This is a genomic window from Photobacterium sp., from assembly GCF_057456235.1.
Map to the genome: position 1 here is coordinate 101,683 of NZ_JBVCPH010000010.1, position 17,974 is coordinate 119,656.

At 44.6% G+C, this 17,974-nt stretch carries 12 protein-coding genes and 1 pseudogene; 4 read left to right on the top strand and 9 right to left on the bottom strand.

The annotated features are described in order from the left end of the window. Positions 1–18 precede the first annotated feature (18 nt). Positions 19–651, top strand: a complete 633-nt coding sequence (gene dhaL / locus AC2204_RS12940) for a dihydroxyacetone kinase subunit DhaL (RefSeq protein ID WP_318926028.1) — start codon at positions 19–21, stop codon at positions 649–651. A 19-nt stretch (positions 652–670) separates the two neighbouring features. Next, positions 671–1,510, top strand: a complete 840-nt coding sequence (gene dhaM / locus AC2204_RS12945) for a dihydroxyacetone kinase phosphoryl donor subunit DhaM (protein ID WP_318926029.1) — start codon at positions 671–673, stop codon at positions 1,508–1,510. Positions 1,511–1,559: 49 nt separating this feature from the next. Here dhaM and AC2204_RS12950 read toward each other — a convergent pair whose 3' ends face one another. From AC2204_RS12950 to AC2204_RS12990, 9 genes and pseudogenes are all read right to left on the bottom strand, one after another. Further along, positions 1,560–4,037: a bifunctional diguanylate cyclase/phosphodiesterase gene (locus AC2204_RS12950; protein WP_318926030.1), complete on the bottom strand. Its 2,478-nt coding sequence runs from the start codon at positions 4,035–4,037 to the stop codon at positions 1,560–1,562. 8 nt (positions 4,038–4,045) lie between these two features. Beyond that, complete coding sequence (locus tag AC2204_RS12955) at positions 4,046–5,104, bottom strand: polyamine ABC transporter substrate-binding protein (RefSeq protein ID WP_318926031.1); 1,059 nt, start codon at positions 5,102–5,104, stop codon at positions 4,046–4,048. Between the two features lie 183 nt (positions 5,105–5,287). Beyond that, positions 5,288–5,461 (bottom strand): hypothetical protein, encoded by a 174-nt coding sequence (locus AC2204_RS12960; protein WP_318926032.1) that lies wholly within the window; start codon positions 5,459–5,461, stop codon positions 5,288–5,290. 235 nt (positions 5,462–5,696) lie between these two features. After that, a complete protein-coding gene (locus AC2204_RS12965; RefSeq protein ID WP_318926033.1) occupies positions 5,697–6,185 on the bottom strand; it encodes a hypothetical protein in 489 nt (162 codons plus the stop codon). A 283-nt stretch (positions 6,186–6,468) separates the two neighbouring features. Next, positions 6,469–9,003, bottom strand: coding sequence for a hybrid sensor histidine kinase/response regulator (locus AC2204_RS12970; protein WP_318926035.1), 2,535 nt, complete (start codon positions 9,001–9,003; stop codon positions 6,469–6,471). Positions 9,004–9,010: 7 nt separating this feature from the next. Beyond that, a complete protein-coding gene (locus AC2204_RS12975) occupies positions 9,011–10,204 on the bottom strand; it encodes an acyl-homoserine-lactone synthase (protein ID WP_318926036.1) in 1,194 nt (397 codons plus the stop codon). Positions 10,205–10,363: 159 nt separating this feature from the next. Continuing rightward, positions 10,364–10,705 carry a branched-chain amino acid transporter permease gene (locus AC2204_RS12980; RefSeq protein WP_318926037.1) on the bottom strand — a complete coding sequence of 114 codons (342 nt, stop codon included), beginning with the start codon at positions 10,703–10,705 and terminating at the stop codon, positions 10,364–10,366. After that, positions 10,706–11,413 (bottom strand): AzlC family ABC transporter permease, encoded by a 708-nt coding sequence (locus AC2204_RS12985; RefSeq protein ID WP_318926038.1) that lies wholly within the window; start codon positions 11,411–11,413, stop codon positions 10,706–10,708. It lies immediately after the preceding gene. A 217-nt stretch (positions 11,414–11,630) separates the two neighbouring features. Next, a pseudogene (locus AC2204_RS12990) lies at positions 11,631–12,089 on the bottom strand (GNAT family N-acetyltransferase); the annotation flags it as partial. Positions 12,090–13,233: 1,144 nt separating this feature from the next. Between AC2204_RS12990 and AC2204_RS12995 the strand changes: the two are divergent. Both AC2204_RS12995 and AC2204_RS13000 read left to right on the top strand, forming a co-directional pair. Continuing rightward, positions 13,234–16,374, top strand: a complete 3,141-nt coding sequence (locus tag AC2204_RS12995; protein WP_318926039.1) for a leucine-rich repeat domain-containing protein — start codon at positions 13,234–13,236, stop codon at positions 16,372–16,374. A gap of 516 nt (positions 16,375–16,890) precedes the next feature. Further along, positions 16,891–17,958: an ABC transporter substrate-binding protein gene (locus tag AC2204_RS13000; RefSeq protein ID WP_318926041.1), complete on the top strand. Its 1,068-nt coding sequence runs from the start codon at positions 16,891–16,893 to the stop codon at positions 17,956–17,958. The last annotated feature ends 16 nt before the right edge of the window (positions 17,959–17,974 follow it).

The following is a 17,974-nucleotide window of genomic DNA, read 5'->3' on the forward strand; positions in this document are numbered from 1 at the left end:
CGAATGATGGAGGCCAACATGATAGTGACTAAGCAGCACATTGTTAAATGGCTGGAAACCGCCGCTGATATTTTTTCCCGGCAGGAGAATTTTCTCACCGAATTAGACCGTCAGATTGGCGATGCCGATCATGGCTTAAATATGAATCGTGGTTTTCGAAAAGTGATGGAGAAGCTCCCAGCCGTGGCCGACAAAGACATTGGGAGCATATTAAAAGCCACCGGAATGACACTGCTGTCAAGCATCGGCGGTGCCAGCGGGCCGCTGTATGGCACCTTCTTCATTCGCGCAGCATCCAGCGTTATGGGAAAAGAAGAACTGACATTAGAGGAGCTTGTGACAATACTCGATGACGGTGTCAAAGGCGTGCAGCTACGAGGTAAGGCTGTCGCGGGCGATAAAACCATGGTTGACACCTGGCTCGCGGTGATCAACAGCCTACGACAGCAACCAGGTAGTGAAATGGACCTCGCGCTGGAACACGCAGCACAAGCGGCTGAACAAGGCATGAAAGCCACTATAGAAATGCAAGCTCGTAAAGGGCGGGCAAGCTATCTGGGTGAACGCTCTATCGGCCACCAAGATCCCGGAGCAACCTCGTCATACTTCTTATTTACCGCCCTGTGTGACAATGTATTACTGTCACGGTAAGGTCTGACCAAGGTTTAACATGGTAAATATTGTCATTGTTTCTCATAGCCGGCGTTTAGCTGAAGGCGTTGTAGAGCTGGCCGTTCAAATGACCCGCGGACGAATAAAAATGGCCATTGCCGCAGGTATCGACGAGCCCGACAACGACAAAAAAAACGGCCTCGGTACCGATGTCGTTGCTGTCATGTCAGCCATTGAGCAGGTCTATTCCGCTGACGGGGTATTGGTGCTGGTTGATATGGGCAGTGCCATTCTCAGTGCAGATATGGCGCTGGAATTACTCGGTAGTGAACAGGCAAAAGCCGTATACGTTTGTGCCGCACCACTGGTTGAAGGCTCTATTGCCGCCAGTGTCGCCGCCGCGGCCGGCATGCCGATTGAACAAGTGATCCATGAAGCCCACGGAGCGCTTGCCGCCAAATACCGACAACTGAATCAAACCATGCCGCTACCCGCTGAAAAGCCATCGGCTGCATCTCTCGTAGCCGCGCCTCTTTCAACCGATACTCGAAAAGCGGTGATCCCGCAGCCTGCTGAGCAATTGCAGTTTTCATGGCAGATCCAAAATCCACACGGTATCCACCTCCGTTCGGCCGCAGCCATTGTCACCGCCGTCAGTCCGTTTGATGCCGACGTATGGCTCAGCAAAGGTGGGCAGCAAATCAATGCCAAAAGCATCAATAAAATCACCCTGCTTGGCCTTAAGCATCACGATACAGTGATTTGCATCACCCGCGGGAAAGAAGCGGGGCCAGCCCTCAATGCATTTCGCGCGTTGGCCCAGCGGCATTTCGGAGAAGATCTTTCCGGCGAAGACATTCTCAGAGAAGGTATGTCCGGAAAAAACACGGTTCGGTAAGCTGAACTTACTGGATTACTGGCCCGTGACGGGCGGCGTTCTGGGCAACTTAAAAATAATCAGGCACTGTCATTCCGGCTCCTCTCTTGGTCTTGCCCGTTAGCTCATTAACCAGCAATGTGGTGATTTCCCCTGCCGGCTTGGGTCGACTGAACATATAGCCTTGCAGCATATCGCAGCCTTCCTTGAGCAAAAAGGCTAGGTGTTCCGGCTCTTCAACCCCCTCCGCCACCACCTTAAACCCCAGAGCATGGGCCATGGTGATAACGGCAGATAAAATCACATTGTTATTCCTGTTATTAATTTCACACATAAAACTTCTGTCTATCTTAAGAATATCAATGGGCAGGTTTCTCAGGTAGCTAAGAGAAGAATAACCGGTTCCAAAATCATCAAGTGCAATGTTAATATTTTTATCATGCAACCGCTCCAGCATGGCGAAAACGTCCTGCTCGCCATTTATAATGGCTGTTTCTGTTAACTCAATATAGAGTGAGCCCGGAATGATTCCACTGTTCATAATGCAATCACTTAACTCTTCAGCAAAATTAAGGTTATTCAGTTGTATTGCAGATACGTTGATTGCCAGCTGGATCTCGGTAATCCCCATATCCTGCCAAACTTTTAGTTGACGGCATGCTTCTCGAATAACCCAGTCACCAATGGCCGTGATCAAACCATTTTTTTCGGCTAACGGAATAAACAGATCGGGTGGGATCCAACCTAATTCTGGATCATTCCAGCGAATAAGGGCTTCCAGTGAAGTAATATGATGGGTACGGCCATCGATGATTGGCTGGAAATAAAGTTCAAACACCTCTCTTTCTATCGCTTCATGCATTTTTTGCCCGATGTTCGAAAACTCATAATTCTGCTGGCTAAGCATATCAGTGAAGTTCTGGTATCTCCCTCTACCCATTTTTTTAGCATGATACATAGCAATATCGGCATTTTTTATCAGCTCCTGGGTCGTAATGCCGTTCTCGGGATAACACGCGATACCAATACTGCCGCTGATATAATAATTTTTATCGTCAATCTTGATTGGTAAAGCAATCACATCAAGAATTCGTTGAGCGACTTTTTCCACACCAGCCACCGCGGAATCGCCAGTAAGCAGCACCGTAAACTCATCGCCGCCAAGTCTGGCAATCATATCTCTTTCGTTGATATAACTGATGCAATCTTTCTCGCGCAGATTTTTATGAATACGAAGCGCCACCTCGTGAAGCAGCTGATCACCGGCGCAATGACCAAGGCTGTCATTGATCTGCTTAAAATTATCTAAGTCGATGAACATGACGGCAAGATGACTATTATCATTAATTGCGCTTTCTAACGTTCTGTTGAGATGCTTGGTAAACATGAAACGGTTAGGTAAGCCCGTCAGGAAATCATTGAATGCCAGATCGCGGATCTTTTCATTCGATTTAAAGAGTTTAAAGCTCATTCGATTAAATTCATGGCCTAGCTCATTCAGTTCGTCATCTCCCGACGTTTTCACCTGAACCAATTCATTGTCATGACTTAAGCGTAAAAAAGCCTGATGCAGATTTTTCAGTGGCCGGACAATTTGAAAATGGCTGAAAGAAACCAGCAAGGGGATAAATATTATAATAGAAAACAGAGTAATGATGGCCACAAGCATACTGATATTACGGCTCGATTGTAATAAGACCTTATACGGTAGCAGTGCATGAAGCCGTAATTGATGTTGCAGGTTAACGCTGGTGTGGTAGTAATCTTTTCCCTCTATATCGAGAAGATTAAAAGTGCTCTCTTCGGCCGATTTTAATTTCGATGCTAAATCAAGTGGCGTTATAGTTTTCGCATTTTTTGCCGAATAAGGTAATACGACTTCCCCCGATTGTTCGGTGATTAAAAAACGTCCCCCACTCCAGGAAAAATCACTCAAGGCATCATTTAACACCTCCAAGTTTACGGTTATTACCAGGTAACCACGCACTTTCGGAAGGGCGGTAAAAGAATCGACCGCCTTGTTGATAATATCTAGCCGTTTAGAAACATACAGGCTGAATTCACCATTGTCTGGATTAACCATAAATTTCGCATGGTGATTATTCTCATTTTTCGCGATGGCCGAAAACAATACGCTCCCCTGTTCGGTTTCTGTCTGGTTCGGAATAAAAGGAACCGTTAACCGGAGATCTTCATAACCATCGGGCAATATCACCCGCATTTCATAATACTCGGGAAATACCTGCATAATACTTTTCAGCTTGCTTAACAAAGGGCGCTGCATCAACGTATAGCGCTCTTCTTTATCATCGGTCAGTATATAGTTTCTTAATAAATCGTCTTCCGTGATCAGTTCGACATTGGCTTGTGCTGTTTTCACAAGCCTGTCGGTCTGAGCAACAATTTGCTCAAGAAATTTTGTTATCTGAGTCACACTGCCCTGCTCTGCAGTGCTTCTGAGTTCAACAAAAGCAATGGTACCTAGCAGCACTTGCGGTATGCAAAGCAACAGTACAAGAAGGATTGGCAGCTTGACTTTTAGTTTCATCGCGAAAGCTACTGAATAATACTGATGGCAAGCCTATTGCGTTGACGCTGCGCATCGGCTGAAAGTAACTTATAAAACTCGGATTTTTTCAGGCTGTCCGGGTCCGGGTAAATCGCCTCGTTGCTCAAAAACGCCTCAGGTAACAGCTTTTCCGCCGCCAAATTGGGTGAGGCATTGCAAACAAATTGGGCCAGTTGGGCCGCATTCTCCGGCTGGTTGATAAAGTTGAGAAAGGCATAGGCCAGTTCAGGCTGTTTTGCGTTCGCGCCGATAGTTAAATAGTCGACCCAGATCCCACCTCCCTCTTCAGGCAGCACAAAAGTCAGATTTTCACTGTGCTTCTGTACCATCACGGCATCACCGTTATAAACCATCGACGCCAGAATCGTCCCGGATACGATGGGTGAAGTTTCATCAAGTGTCATGTAAATATAGGAATTAACCATGTTTTTTTGGGCATGCAACACTGCTTCGACCTCTTTAAGTTCGGTACTCTCTTCGCTATTGGCCGAATAGCCCAGTGATTTCAACCCCATACCAATCAGATCACGGGTATCCTCAAACATGCCAATTTTACCTCGTAGCTCAGGAATGGGATGATAAAGTTGCTGCCAGCGGGTGATTGGCTCTTCAAGTAAGTCATGCCGGTAGATAATACCCACGGTTCCCCAGAAGTAAGGGACTGCATACTGCTCTGCCCCTGAGAAGGTACTTCGCCACTCCGGGTTGATATGTTGTAAGGTAGGGAGTTTCTCTTGTTCCAGCTCAGCCAGCCAACCGCGCTTGATATAGCTTGCCAGATCAACACCGGAAGAAAGGATCAGATCATACCCTTCAGCATTATTTTGCAGCAACATTTCAGATCGCTGTTGATCAGAGCCGAAGTATATTTCAACCACTTTGGCCTGATACTGTTGTTCAAAACGCTGAACAAGCTCGGGGTCAAGGTATTCACTCCAGTTTAGAATCGATAAGACTTTCTCAGCACAATAGGCTGATTGAGGAAAAAAAGATGAAGAACAAAGGATAAGCACGGCACTTATCATTGATATTTTTATCGTTGTCATAAGCACACTAATCCTTGGCCATCTACATTCCAGATTAGTAAACGATAATAAAATTTACAAGACAGCCATGCCTGCCTTTCTATCTACATTCCCACGTTTGGCTTAATTAGCCAAAGGCTTAGCGAATATGTGGCGTTGATTGAAAGTAGCGAGGGAAAAACAAAAAAAAAGTGCGATGATATTTTATTTATTCACTTTATCCTCAAGCCCAATATCATCAGCATCATCTTCAACAAGCTTTTGTTTCTCCGCTTGTTTTTCATGCAGAGCATCAATTAACTTTCGGTTTAGTTCGGCAAAATAGATATCTTCTTCCGCCTTTCCCTTCAGACGCATACGCTCAGTGAAGTCAGCCATATTAATACCTCAAATAACCCTCATAGATTAATATTAGCTTATTAAGCTGTATCAAGTAGATCTGGATACTACCTGCAAATAAAAGAGAAGATAGATGCGATGGAAGTTTGAGTGCGCCGGGGGGGAAGAGCGACGGCTTGGCTTTACACGAGGATAGAAGGTAAAACTGAGATTGCTTGTGATGACTTAAGCAAGTGCTAGGACCTGCCCAACAACCTCAGATTCATTAGTCAGGTTAGATGCCTGCACGCTTTAACAAGCCAGTCATCAATGGTGAGCTTGCCTTCACCTGTTTAGACTTAGCCTTAAACTCACGAGCCAATGCCACATCGTGCATTTCGTTCGCGATATAAATCATCGACTGGTACATATCGCGTGGTGTTTTGATGCGTGCAGCGTCGTTTAGCGGACTGATGATTTTAACAACATCCCCGCCCGTTTTGTTGTACTTATTGGCATACTCAAGAACAGAATCAAACAACTTATCCAAATCAAGCATAAAGTCAGAGTTCTCTACACCCTGCTTCTTCATCTCTTTCAGGTTTCGCTTTCTTACTTGCTTAATGATAAATCCAGGCGTGTTTAATTTCCGATAACCGTAGAAACCCGCAAGAATCAGTAAGACAGTACCACCTGCCACATACCCCCAAATTGAACCTGAAGATTCAACAACCGGCTGAACCACATCGACAGCATTTGCAACAGAGACTGGCACATCAGACATATTTGTAACCTTTAACTTAAATAAAACGGAACATCAGAGACATTATGCATGCCGCAACCAAAGGGCTATGCGTTTTATCAATTTTTATGTCGAATAGAGTGACAGAGGTCAAGATTTTGACAATTCCTCGCCATCATTGGTGCGGCAAAGGGAAGGCTCGCCTATGCATCCCAGCGTTTTGTGCCTGTCTATAGCCTGGCTGACGCCAACTGGCAGCGCGGGATATCTGCTGGATCAGGTTGGCCATCGGCATCGCATTTAGCTAACAGCTAACAGCTAACAGCTAACAGCTAACAGGAGATTTTTCAGTTAGCCATTGGTTCAACATTGCGGTCAAGGCAGGCTTAGAGGCTGGTTTAGTCAGATAGCCATCCATCATGTTGCTGATGATTTCCAGCTCTCGCGATCCAGACTCGCCTGATAGCGCTATGACGGGGGTAGCAGGGCTGAGCTGTTTGATTTTTGCTGCTGCATCAAAACCATTCATCACTGGCATTTGAATGTCCATGAGAACAAGATCGATAGGATTGTTCTGGAATATATCGACCGCGATTTTGCCATTATTTGCCTGAATCGTATCAATACCCAGTTGTTCGAGGTAGAGCTTTATCAAGGCACGTTGAACCTCTTGATCGTCAACGATCAGAATCGTTTTTCCGCCATAATCTCCTGTCGCCGGCGTAGATAGCGGTTGATTGGCAACAGAACCTGGCTGACGTTGCACAGCGTCTATCACAGATGAATGGTTCACTACCTCATCGTAAATTGAACTCTCAACAGACAAGATCGGGAAAATCAAATGGAACTCGGTGTACTCCCCATGTTTTGATTTGCACTGAATACGGCCGCCAAAGGAGTTCATGACTCGTAAACAATACCCGAGCCCAAGACCACTACCACCATTTTTGTTATAACTAAAAAAGTCGTCAAAGATCCGCGTGCGGATATTCTCTGGTATACCTGGCCCGGTATCTCTGAAAACGACCCTATTTTCGTGACCGTTAGAACAAGATGTTATTTCAATGCGGCTCTCTGGATAGGAATCAAAATAGTAAATCGAATTACGGCATAAATTGAAAATCACAAAGTTAAATAACGTATCGTTGACCCTGACAGAAAAGTCTTCATTGATATTCAGATGCACCCTGCTTTCAATTTGTTCACTCTCAAAACCATATTGATTAAGGGCCTGCATCAATAAGCGCTTGATCGGTGATGTCGTCATTGGTTCTTGATCGAGCGATGAGTTGTTCACTTCTCGCAAAATGATATTGATCAGCTGCCTCCCCCTGTCAATTGCCATCTTACCTTTTTCTATCTGATCCAGAAGCGTCTTGAGATCAGCCTGTGTTTGCACCTGTATTTGGAGTGTTTCCAGGTTGAGTTGCAATTGAGTCAGGGGGTTGCGCATTTCATGCGCGATTGAATTTGCTAATGCCTGAGATTGACAAATCCGTCGCTCAAAATTGATGTAACCTTGCGCTTGTTTCAGCACTTTTTCTAATACCACTAACTCTTCATTTGAAAACAATCGACCGTCTTGCTTATGGGGTGAAATCAACAGATGCGAAATCATCTGCTGGCTGTCAAAAAGCGGCATAACAACGGCCGCTTCGTTCTGGCTCATTTTATAATGTAATGCAGCAAGGGTATCTTGGCCGGTACTGTTATCGAGCTTATCGGTAATCTCTTCAAATACCAGGGGTTCTCGGATTTTGGCTAAATAATGAGTATAAACATCTGAATCATGAGAGTTTTTCACTAGCTGCATTTTGTTGCCGGGAACATTCAACAGTGTTGCCAGCTTCTGAATAGCCGTTGTCGGTGATGATTGAAACTCTTCAACCAAAGAGTATATTTGCTCTGTTGGTGGCATAGGGGAATTGTACACCATTAAACTGGTGTATTTTTTCACTCGGTTCAACAGTTTCTGCCATGTGAGACCAAGGATCACGCTGTAAGCAACAATAAGCTCAAATTGGTACGCCGTGAAATCCATCACAAGGGAGAGCGGCACCAAATACAGCACACTGGTCACCGCTACCGTTAAAGCCAAGAAAAACAAATATTTGATACTGTAAAAGCGGGAAGTAAGCGAGGCGTAACCCATCAGCAGCATTTCGCTGATCGAGAAAGCGGGTGGCAGCCAGGTAAGGGAAAAATCACCGAGGAAATAAGTCATTCCCAGATGAATCGTTGCCGTTGACAGCATGAACACCACAATACCAGCAATCATGTAGTTATTTTTGGTCAGACTGAGCTTACTACTCCGCCTGCGCATGGCGATAAGGTTCGTCAGGGTGAGTACGACCAGCGTTATCAAGCTCATAAAGAACACGGAGGTCTGGGGTCCAAAGTCGATAATGAAATCACTTGGAGCCACGATCGCAACATTTTTTACCGTTAGATTTGGTTGTAGGTTCACATACAGAGAGTAGAAAGAAAGCCCATAAAAAACAATAAATTGCCATTTAAAAACCTGCCGTTTTTCCTTTGCAGCTGAGAGACGGCATGAAAAATAAAACGCAAATGCAAAAGCAAAGAAGGACGCCAGATTAGCCAATTTGGCCATGAATATGCCGCCAGCGTCACCAAACTCGACAAGCAGATCAGTGTGGAAATAAGCATTGCTTGAAATCCACAACGTGATGCAGCTGGAATATGCAATATATGCTGCGTGATAAGTCCCTAAAATCTTTTCATTTTTTAACTTCAGGGTATAGCAGTAGTAAAGCAACCACGCCATGACCATACTGGTAGCGAGCAGTAGGATAATGGCTTTGGGATACATAATTGATTGCAGGTTCAAGTCAAACATTGGTCACCTAGAGGTTCGCCTTATTCTTTCGTCCAATTAAAACCGCCCGCTTATAATCTCGGAATAAGACATTCTCAAATACTTTGTCCATATAATCGAAGTTCCAAAAACCCCGATATGTAATCACGCCTTCACCATTGATATCACAATAGCAACTATGGAAGTAAGCTCTCTTATCAATGGCTTTATAGAAGTTAAGCATAAATGGCTGCTCTATGATCGTCAGACCGACCACATAACCCGCATTACACAACGTGCTCATCAGCAATTTCTGAGTCAGATATAAGTAATACAGCCTTTGCTGATGTGTCCCACTTACGGTCAAACGCAACACTTCACAGATTGAGGACGTATTATCAAGGTTAAACGCCAATATCTGATTAAACTCTGAAGCCGTATCACAGCTTTTCATTAGCGGAGGATCAAATAACTGGTGCCGATTCAACTCGCAATATGCATGAGGAGGTAAGCACATTGTCCATTTTTCGCTTTCAAATTGCGGAGCCAGACTCAACCAGGTTGCTTTTTGGTTCCAATCTTGAATCAACGCTGATGCGACGATAACTCGTATTCCGCTATCGGCCTGGTCGCTAAACAGTATGAAGTGCTTCCCTTCCCTGGAAAGCGACAGAGCAAACAGCATTTCATACCATTCTTCTCCACGGACAAAAAGTTCTAGGTTTATCAGGCATATTGCGTCGCAGAGTTTCATCGGCGCGTCATCATAAAGGGTATTGAACAAACGACAATCAGTTTCAATGTTGTCGATCAGCTCTCCTCGATAGTCCTTGTCTTCATAAGTCAGGGGATCAGGGGATAAGCGCTTCAATGGCGCCTCGGCGTACTTGGCTTTCACGTCGTGGATTTCGTAATCACACCAAAACGCTAGCCAGTGTGGATACCACAAACACGCCGCTTGCTCTATCAGTAACAGATCATCCGGCAGGCCCTCACTATCCCCCAAGCATAGTTCAGAATAGTTAACTGCTTTGAATATGGTTGCCAGATTCGCGCTGTGGAGTTCTGGTTTGAGTTGTAAAATCTGTGCCTTACGCTTAAAAGTCAGTTTTTGAAACAACTCTGTGCGTGTTCGATGGGAAAAACGGTCTTTAACCTGAGAAAATAACGCAATACGGCATAAATCTTCCGTCATAGCGTTGTTGAATTGAATTGGCATTTGAACAGCAGCCTCAATCTTCATAGTACGCTCTAGATATTACATTTATTATCAACCATATAAGCACATATTTTACTGATATCCCACCCTCAAGCCGACTCTCCGAGGCCAAGTGATCATAGTGTGATCGACTTCACTATCGGCCTCCGGCGTTCGGCCCCATTGCCGTAGAACAGAGCTTGATTATGCGCCAGGCAGCGGCAGGGATGACTGGCACAGAAACATATAGAGTCCGGTGCCTGCCATGATGCTCAGCAGGGCATTGCCGCGCCAGAGATGCAAAACCACCACCAGAGCAAGCGCCAGCAATTCTGCTGGGCCATCGGTGTACGTGGTAAAGCGCAGGTCGCGAAAACAGTAGATCAGCAACAGCACCATCATCACCGGCGGCAGGTAACGCCCCAGGTAGAGCAACATCGGATGGTCGCTGATCTTGTACAGCAGAACGAACGACAGCGCCCGGGTCATAAAAGTCGCGACGGCCATCACCGCAATAACCAGCAACAAGTAGTGAATATCTTGCATCTAGAGAGATCCCTGTGCGATCGCTTCGGTAGGCTTTTGTCCCCGGCGAAGGACCAGCAGGACAATAATAGACAGCAGGATCGACATCAGCAGCATATTGTCCCGACTGAACAGCCAGATCGACAGGAATGCCACGGCTCCTGCCATCACAAAAGGTCGAGACTCGCGGATCGTCTTGTACTGCTCGATCGCCAGCACCATAAACAACGCCGGAAGGGTAAAATCGAGCCCTGTGGTATCAATCGTTATATTGGCACCCAAAATAGCACCGAGGGTCGAGCCGAGCACCCAATAGCTATGATTCAATGCGGTGATCAACAGATAGAAGTCGGTCTCATCTTTATCTTCGGGCGGCCGGATGCCGGTCAGCAGCGAATAGGTCTCGTCCGTCAACCCGAAGATCAGGTAAAACTTGCGCCACCCGTTGGTCTTGAACTTGTTGATCAGCGAGATCCCGTAAAACACATGCCGAGAATTCAACAGCAAGGTAGTGATCGCCACTTCCATCAAACCAGCATGGTTGGCCAGCAAGCCTACCGCCATAAATTGCCCGGCACCCGCGTAGATCACCGTCGCCATCAACGTGGCGTAAACCCAGTGAAACCCAAGCTCGTTGAACAGGATCCCAAACGCAATCCCCAGTGGGATGTAACCAAACAGAACGGGAACGGTCGCCTTGAAGGCCGTCAGAAAAAGTGACTTATTCATTAATATGATGGATCTCCTATCCCTGAATTATAAATATTAATCAATACTTTACAAGTACAGGCTTGCTGCTCATGTCCAACACTGAGTATCCATGCTGTTACTATCAAGCACCCCGCAGGCGTCTAAACCGACGTCCAGGGCTGACACCAGCCTCGGTAATGGCCGGTTTCAGGTTGAATTCGTGGTCAATCATTAAGGGAGTGAATGCGCCAAACGGTTATTGCTCAAAACACACTTCTAGTGCCACTTCATCACATACATGCTGCTTCGTACAACGCTCGCAATCTTTCATGATTTTTTCAGGCAACAGAGCACGTGACGTTAAAATAAACCCTTGCTTCTTAAAGAACTCGGGAGTTCGGGTCAGCACAAACACTTTCTGGATTGCCATTTGTCTGGCTTTTTCCACCAAGTGATCCACAAGCGCCTTGCCTTGGCCTCTCCGTTGAGCTCCCGGATACACGCCCAATGAGCGAATTTCAGCTAAGCGAGAATCATAAGCGTATAAAGAGGCACATCCTGTCACAATCCCCTGTGCTTCTACAACCACAAAAAATCCAATCTCACGCACAATTTCCTGTTGCTCACGGGGTAAATTTTCACCTAATTCAGCCCAGTACTGCACCATGCTTTCAATAGCATCAAGATCGGCCAGCCGTGCGGATCTTACTCTGATATCCGTAGAATAATCGTCCGCTTCTTTGCCAACCACATGGTTACTCTGGCGAGTCCCTGCAAGAGTTGAAGAAGAAGGAATAATCACTTGTGATGCCATTGAGGGGTCTGGTGGCGGTACACAGCAGCGATCGGCCAGACCAAGAATAACCTGTTTTGGTGATTTGGTATCATTCCAGGGACGTGCGACTGTCTTTGCCATGCTCTGATCCTCTCAATTAACATATTAAGTTGTGTCAGTGCCAAGAGGAGTCCCGGGATACTCATGCAGTGATGGTTTGATATTAGAAATATTGACACCAAAACACTAGCTAAAACCTGCCGTAATTATGCCAAGTTCTGCTTGATTTATTCACGGTGGTGGAATGTAGAATTTGGATGATATTTATAGATAAGCAGTGAATTATATGGTCTCTGACATTAGCAAAAAGAAAAACAAAACGAATCAGAACAGATCGATCTTGAATAATTCCTCAGTTCACTGACGGTATGGGATCGTTCCGCCATCTTAATCCAGATATTCAATGTTACGGTGATTTTTAACTGAACGTCGCTTCGCTTAAGCTTCAAAAAATCATTTTTCCAGCCAGCTCTATGAAACAAACCTTTAATACAAACATTAAATCGAATTTATTAAAATGATATGACGATCTCTCACTGTTATAGCGCACTAAAAAAACAATATTATATTTTAAATCAATTGATTACAGATTTTTCCATTGGAATATATTGCGCAGCGGTGGGAATTAAGCATGAAGATAGAAAAAAATACTGCTTTTTTAGAGTAATGCATCTGTTTATAATACATTTTTAATCATAAACTTCGTAAATGAGTTTAAATTTATTGTATTTAATAGACGCTTTATCTGGATTTTCATATGAAAGGAGTAGATTAGCCTTGTACACGCATAGGTAAAATAACCGGCTAACGCTGATAACAATCATCCTATGTAATAGGAAAATATCTCTCTTTATGTGATAGAGGAATACCCTGCTAGGGCTAAATTTCTCTGTGTGATTTATTACTTGTAATAATAAGTCAACACACCGATGGGTTTTAAATCACCCATGTCATTTCGTCATTTAATTTTCTTTATATGCTCAATGATACTTAATCATGAAGCACTAGAACTTGAGACAAATCAATGTTTACATCTTTAAATATAAAGCGAGCTCTGTTGCTCGCTTCTGCTATCAGTTTGACAGGCTGTCGCTGGCATGGACACTCTGAAAATGATGGCAGCGCTCATCCGTCTGTACCTATTACTTTCACAAAGATATCTGGTCAGGTGTTTAAAGGCCCCTTAGCGCAGGCTAATATTGTGGCTTTTGATGCTGCAGGTAACCAGCTAGGTACTACGGACACTGATGCTAAGGGCTATTACTTATTGCCACTGAGTAGCCAGTATCAAGGGGTAATACGTATTGAAGCCAGCGGGGGGGAATATATTGATGAAGCCTCTGGTGAATTGACCCAATTAATAGGATCTATTCAAGCAGCTAAAGAGGTTTCGACTACCGATCCGGTGATTAATGTGACCTTACTAACCGAGTTGGCTGTACGTAAAGCTGAGGCATCTTCCGCAGGCTTGACAGCTGAATCAGTCGCAGCAGCCAATCGTAAAGTGGCTGAATCAATGGCATTGGAACTCGATATTGTTAGCGAAGCCCCTGTTGATCTACTTGATCCTATTAACCAAGAACAAATAGGAGAGAGAGTGGATTACGCGCTGGTCATCGCTGGTATGACCAAATTGGCGCAAACCGATAGCATTCAGATAGGGGAAGTTGTTGATAAGTTTAGCGATGATTTAGCTGACAACGGAGAGTTGGATGATATTGAACAATTAAATCGCCTTAATCAGGGGATTAATGACTTTATTGACTCAGATAATAATAAGGTGGTTGTAGATAAAGAAACCACCTCGAAAGATGAAGATTTCTACCGCAATACCCCCCCGGTTGTAGCCTCATTGGTTGAGCTAAGCCTTACAGAGAGGCAGCAAGGCCAGATTGCTCCCGCTATCACTGATGATAAAGATGGTTTGACCTATCAATGGCGACAGTTGTCTGGTTCGGCGGCGGCTATGGCTGATGCTGATACGGCAGCACTTACGATTACCCCTGCCGATACCACACAAACCACTGAGTTAACGTTTAGCTTAACGGTCACAGATCTAGGTGGTTTAAGCAGTCATCAAACTTATCGAGTAAAAGTTGCTCCTGCTCCAGTTATCTCAGGGGTTGCCTTTAAAGGGCCATTAACTGGCGCGACTGTGACGGCTTACCAACTTGATAAAACTGAAATCGGTCAGACAACTACGTCAGATAATGGTGATTATCTAATTAAAAACTACGGTTTATATCAGGGACCCGTTGTTGTCCAAGTCACCGGTGGGCAATATGTAAACGAAGCAACAGGCCAGACAGACACCCTTTTGCAGCCATTGCAAGCCGCATCAAATTTGCAACTGAGCGATACTACAATCAATATTACTCCGTTGACCGAATTGGCGGTTCGCAGGGCACTCGCGTTAGCCCCTGAATTGACGATAGATAATATTGGACAAGCTAATACAGAAATAGCACAAAGCTTTAGTATCAACGGCAGTTTGGTAACCACTACCCCAACAAATCTGATGGATGGAGACAATCAAGGTATTGTGGGAGTCGCTACTGACTATGCATTGGCGATTGCTGGCGCCATGATGAGTATAGATGCAGAAGCGAAAACATTGACACAATGGCTGGATAATTTGGCTTTAGATCTTAATGACAACGGACAGCTTGATGATGTGAGCTCATTAAATGCCTTGAACTCGGGAGTTAATAATTTTATTACTTCTCCGCAAAACGTAGCCCATTTATCAATTCACAATACTGAATTGGATACGGTGTTCTACCGCAATACCGCGCCACAGGTTAATCCTCTAACTGATAGGGTCAGCTATGAACGTGAGGCGCTAAACATCAGTGCAATTGTTAACGATGACAAAGGCAATATAGCGTATCAATGGCAACAGACTCAAGGAACAACAGTTAATTTTACTGGATCGTCTTCCAGCAGGGAAACGGTGGAAATAACGTTACCAAGTCTAACCCGTTCAGAAGAGATGGTCTTTAAGGTTACGGTGACCGATGAAGGCGGGTTAACTGATACAGAGACAGTATCAGTGACAGTTAATGCTTATCCCTCTATTGATTTAAATGCTATTACAGATAGTCAATTTCTCAAATGTGTATCGGACGGCTTGAATGGAGCAAGTGATACCGGTTCTTTAACAAGGTTGGCGTGCGATTACAGTCATCCTAACATCGCACAGCTTACCGGTATCGAGCAGTTCGTGAATTTGGATTCTTTCACCATCTACGGTAGCAATACGCTGACAGCACTATCACCTCTATTGTCACTAAGCAAGTTAAAATACCTCTATATACGAACTGCAGCGCTAACAGATATTAGTCCGTTACAAGCTCTGCCAAACTTGGAACAGGTTAATATCACAAACAATATTAACCTAACGGATTTTAGTTCACTCCCCCTATTCCCTAAACTTAAAGGCATCGATATCACTGGTACGGGATTCAGTGACACGACTATCTTCAAAAGTCTTCCTTACTTAACTAATCTTGCTATAAGTGACACCCCTGTTAGGGACATTAGTTTCTTAGAGGACTTACCTAATCTTACATCAATAAGTTTATATAATTTAGCGTTGACAGACATTAGTAAGCTAGCGTTATTACCTGAGTTGACTTTCGTTAATCTGACGAATAACCAGATTACTGATTTAACACCGCTTACTGGGTTAAGTAGAATCTCTCGCCTCAATCTATCTAATAATCTAATCACGGACTTTTCACCTGTCGCAGGATTAAGCAACTTGTCTTACCTTGGGGTTGGAAGTAATCCCGTCTCTGAGATCTCTTTTGTCACTGGGCTGCAACGCCTAAGCTCTCTTGATTTAAGATCTCTTAATATAACTGACCTAACACCGCTGGCAAACCTAAACCTGCTCAGCCAGGTGGTATTACATGCTTCGACGGTGACTGATTTGTCTGTCTTTTCTACGATGAAAAACATACAGACTGTTTATTTTGCCGGCTATAAAGGAAATGACCTCAGTCCATTCATTGACGTAAAAAAACTGCTCGGAAACCGGTTATCTACGGTATATCTGGAAAGTGCACCTAATGTTCCATGCGCCCAAATTACCAGCTTGGAAAATGCCGGAGTATCTACATCGGTAACCATTAACTCTGGTGTTACTTGTGCAGCCAATTAGTTGCTGATAAAGCCGATTTCTTAGCGGTAATGCTGATAGTGTAAGAACACCTTAACAATCTTGTAGTTAGAAGATAATCCCTATCGGTACACTGGTAGGGATTTTTTTTGGTGTCAACATCCCGGTTTGTTTAACATTCCTAGCTGTTAGTTTGTATGCGCACCATTATTCCACGGGTGGTTATTAGTTTGTTTCCATAAATTGATAGAACAGAGCAATGGAAAATGCACATGTTTAACGTTAGTCATAGAATTGGAAATACTCGGGCATCTGGACATTAGCAATATCTGGATTAAATGGCTGACACGATCTGCAAGTGAATTTTTCCACTGTAAGCGGCTGCTATGGCCTCAGATAACAAAAATATGACAGAAACAATGGCTTAAATTCTAAGCGCTTGAAATATAACTGCCATTGAAATGCATTAAAACTGTCAAATAACTTGTGCTAAACCGTCACATTCTGCTCTTAGGATAAAAATCGAATTTACTTCCCTAGTCCTGAAGGATAGAGACAATGAAAACTTTGCTAAGTTGTTCCGCTTTAGTATCGACAACGCTTATTGCCGCGACATTAACAGCGCCAGCCATGGCGAAAGAAGCAGATCTAGAGTCACTGATTAAAGCGGCACAAAAAGAAGGCGCGGTATACAGTGTGGGAATGCCAGACAGCTGGGCTAACTGGAAAGAGACTTGGGTGGATCTTAAATCGAATTATGGTTTAAAGCACCAAGACACCGACATGAGTTCGGCGCAAGAAATTGCCAAATTCGAAGCAGAGAAGAAAAACGCAACCGCAGACATCGGTGATGTGGGCTTTGCTTTTGCCCGTATCGCAGTTAAAAAAGGCGTAACACAGTCATACAAACCAACGACTTGGAACGACATTCCTGATTGGGCGAAAGACAAAGATGGGCACTGGGCATTGGCTTACACCGGTACTATCTCCTTCATCTCAAACAGTAATCTTGTGAAAAACGCACCTAAGACCTGGGATGACCTACTAAAAGGCGATTACAAGGTTACCGTTGGTGATGTAGGCGTAGCAGCACAAGCAAACAATGCGGTTCTAGCGGCAGCGTTTGCTAACGGTGGTGACGAATCGAACCTTAAACCAGCAATCAAATTCTTTGCTGAGCTGGCGAAACAAGGCCGTCTCTCATTCACGGACCCAAACATCGCCAACCTTGAAAAAGGCGAAGTAGAAGTAGCGATCATGTGGGACTTCAACGCCCTGAACTACCGCGACAAAATCGATCGTGAACGCTTTACGGTAAGCATCCCCCAAGATGGTTCTGTGATTTCGGGTTACACCACCATCATCAACAAATACGCGAAGAACCCAAATGCAGCGAAGCTAGCACGTGAGTACATCTTCAGCGACCAAGGCCAGATCAACCTAGCAGAGGGTTACGCGCGTCCAATCCGTACCAGCATCACTCTGCCACAATCTGTGCAAGACAAACTGATTGCAAACGATCAATACCGCAACGTCCACCCGGTAACCGACTTCTCTGCTTGGGAAAAATCGGCTCGTAAGTTGCCGCGTCAATGGCAAGAAAGTGTCCTTATTCACCAACAGTAAGCAGCCGTAATTAAGT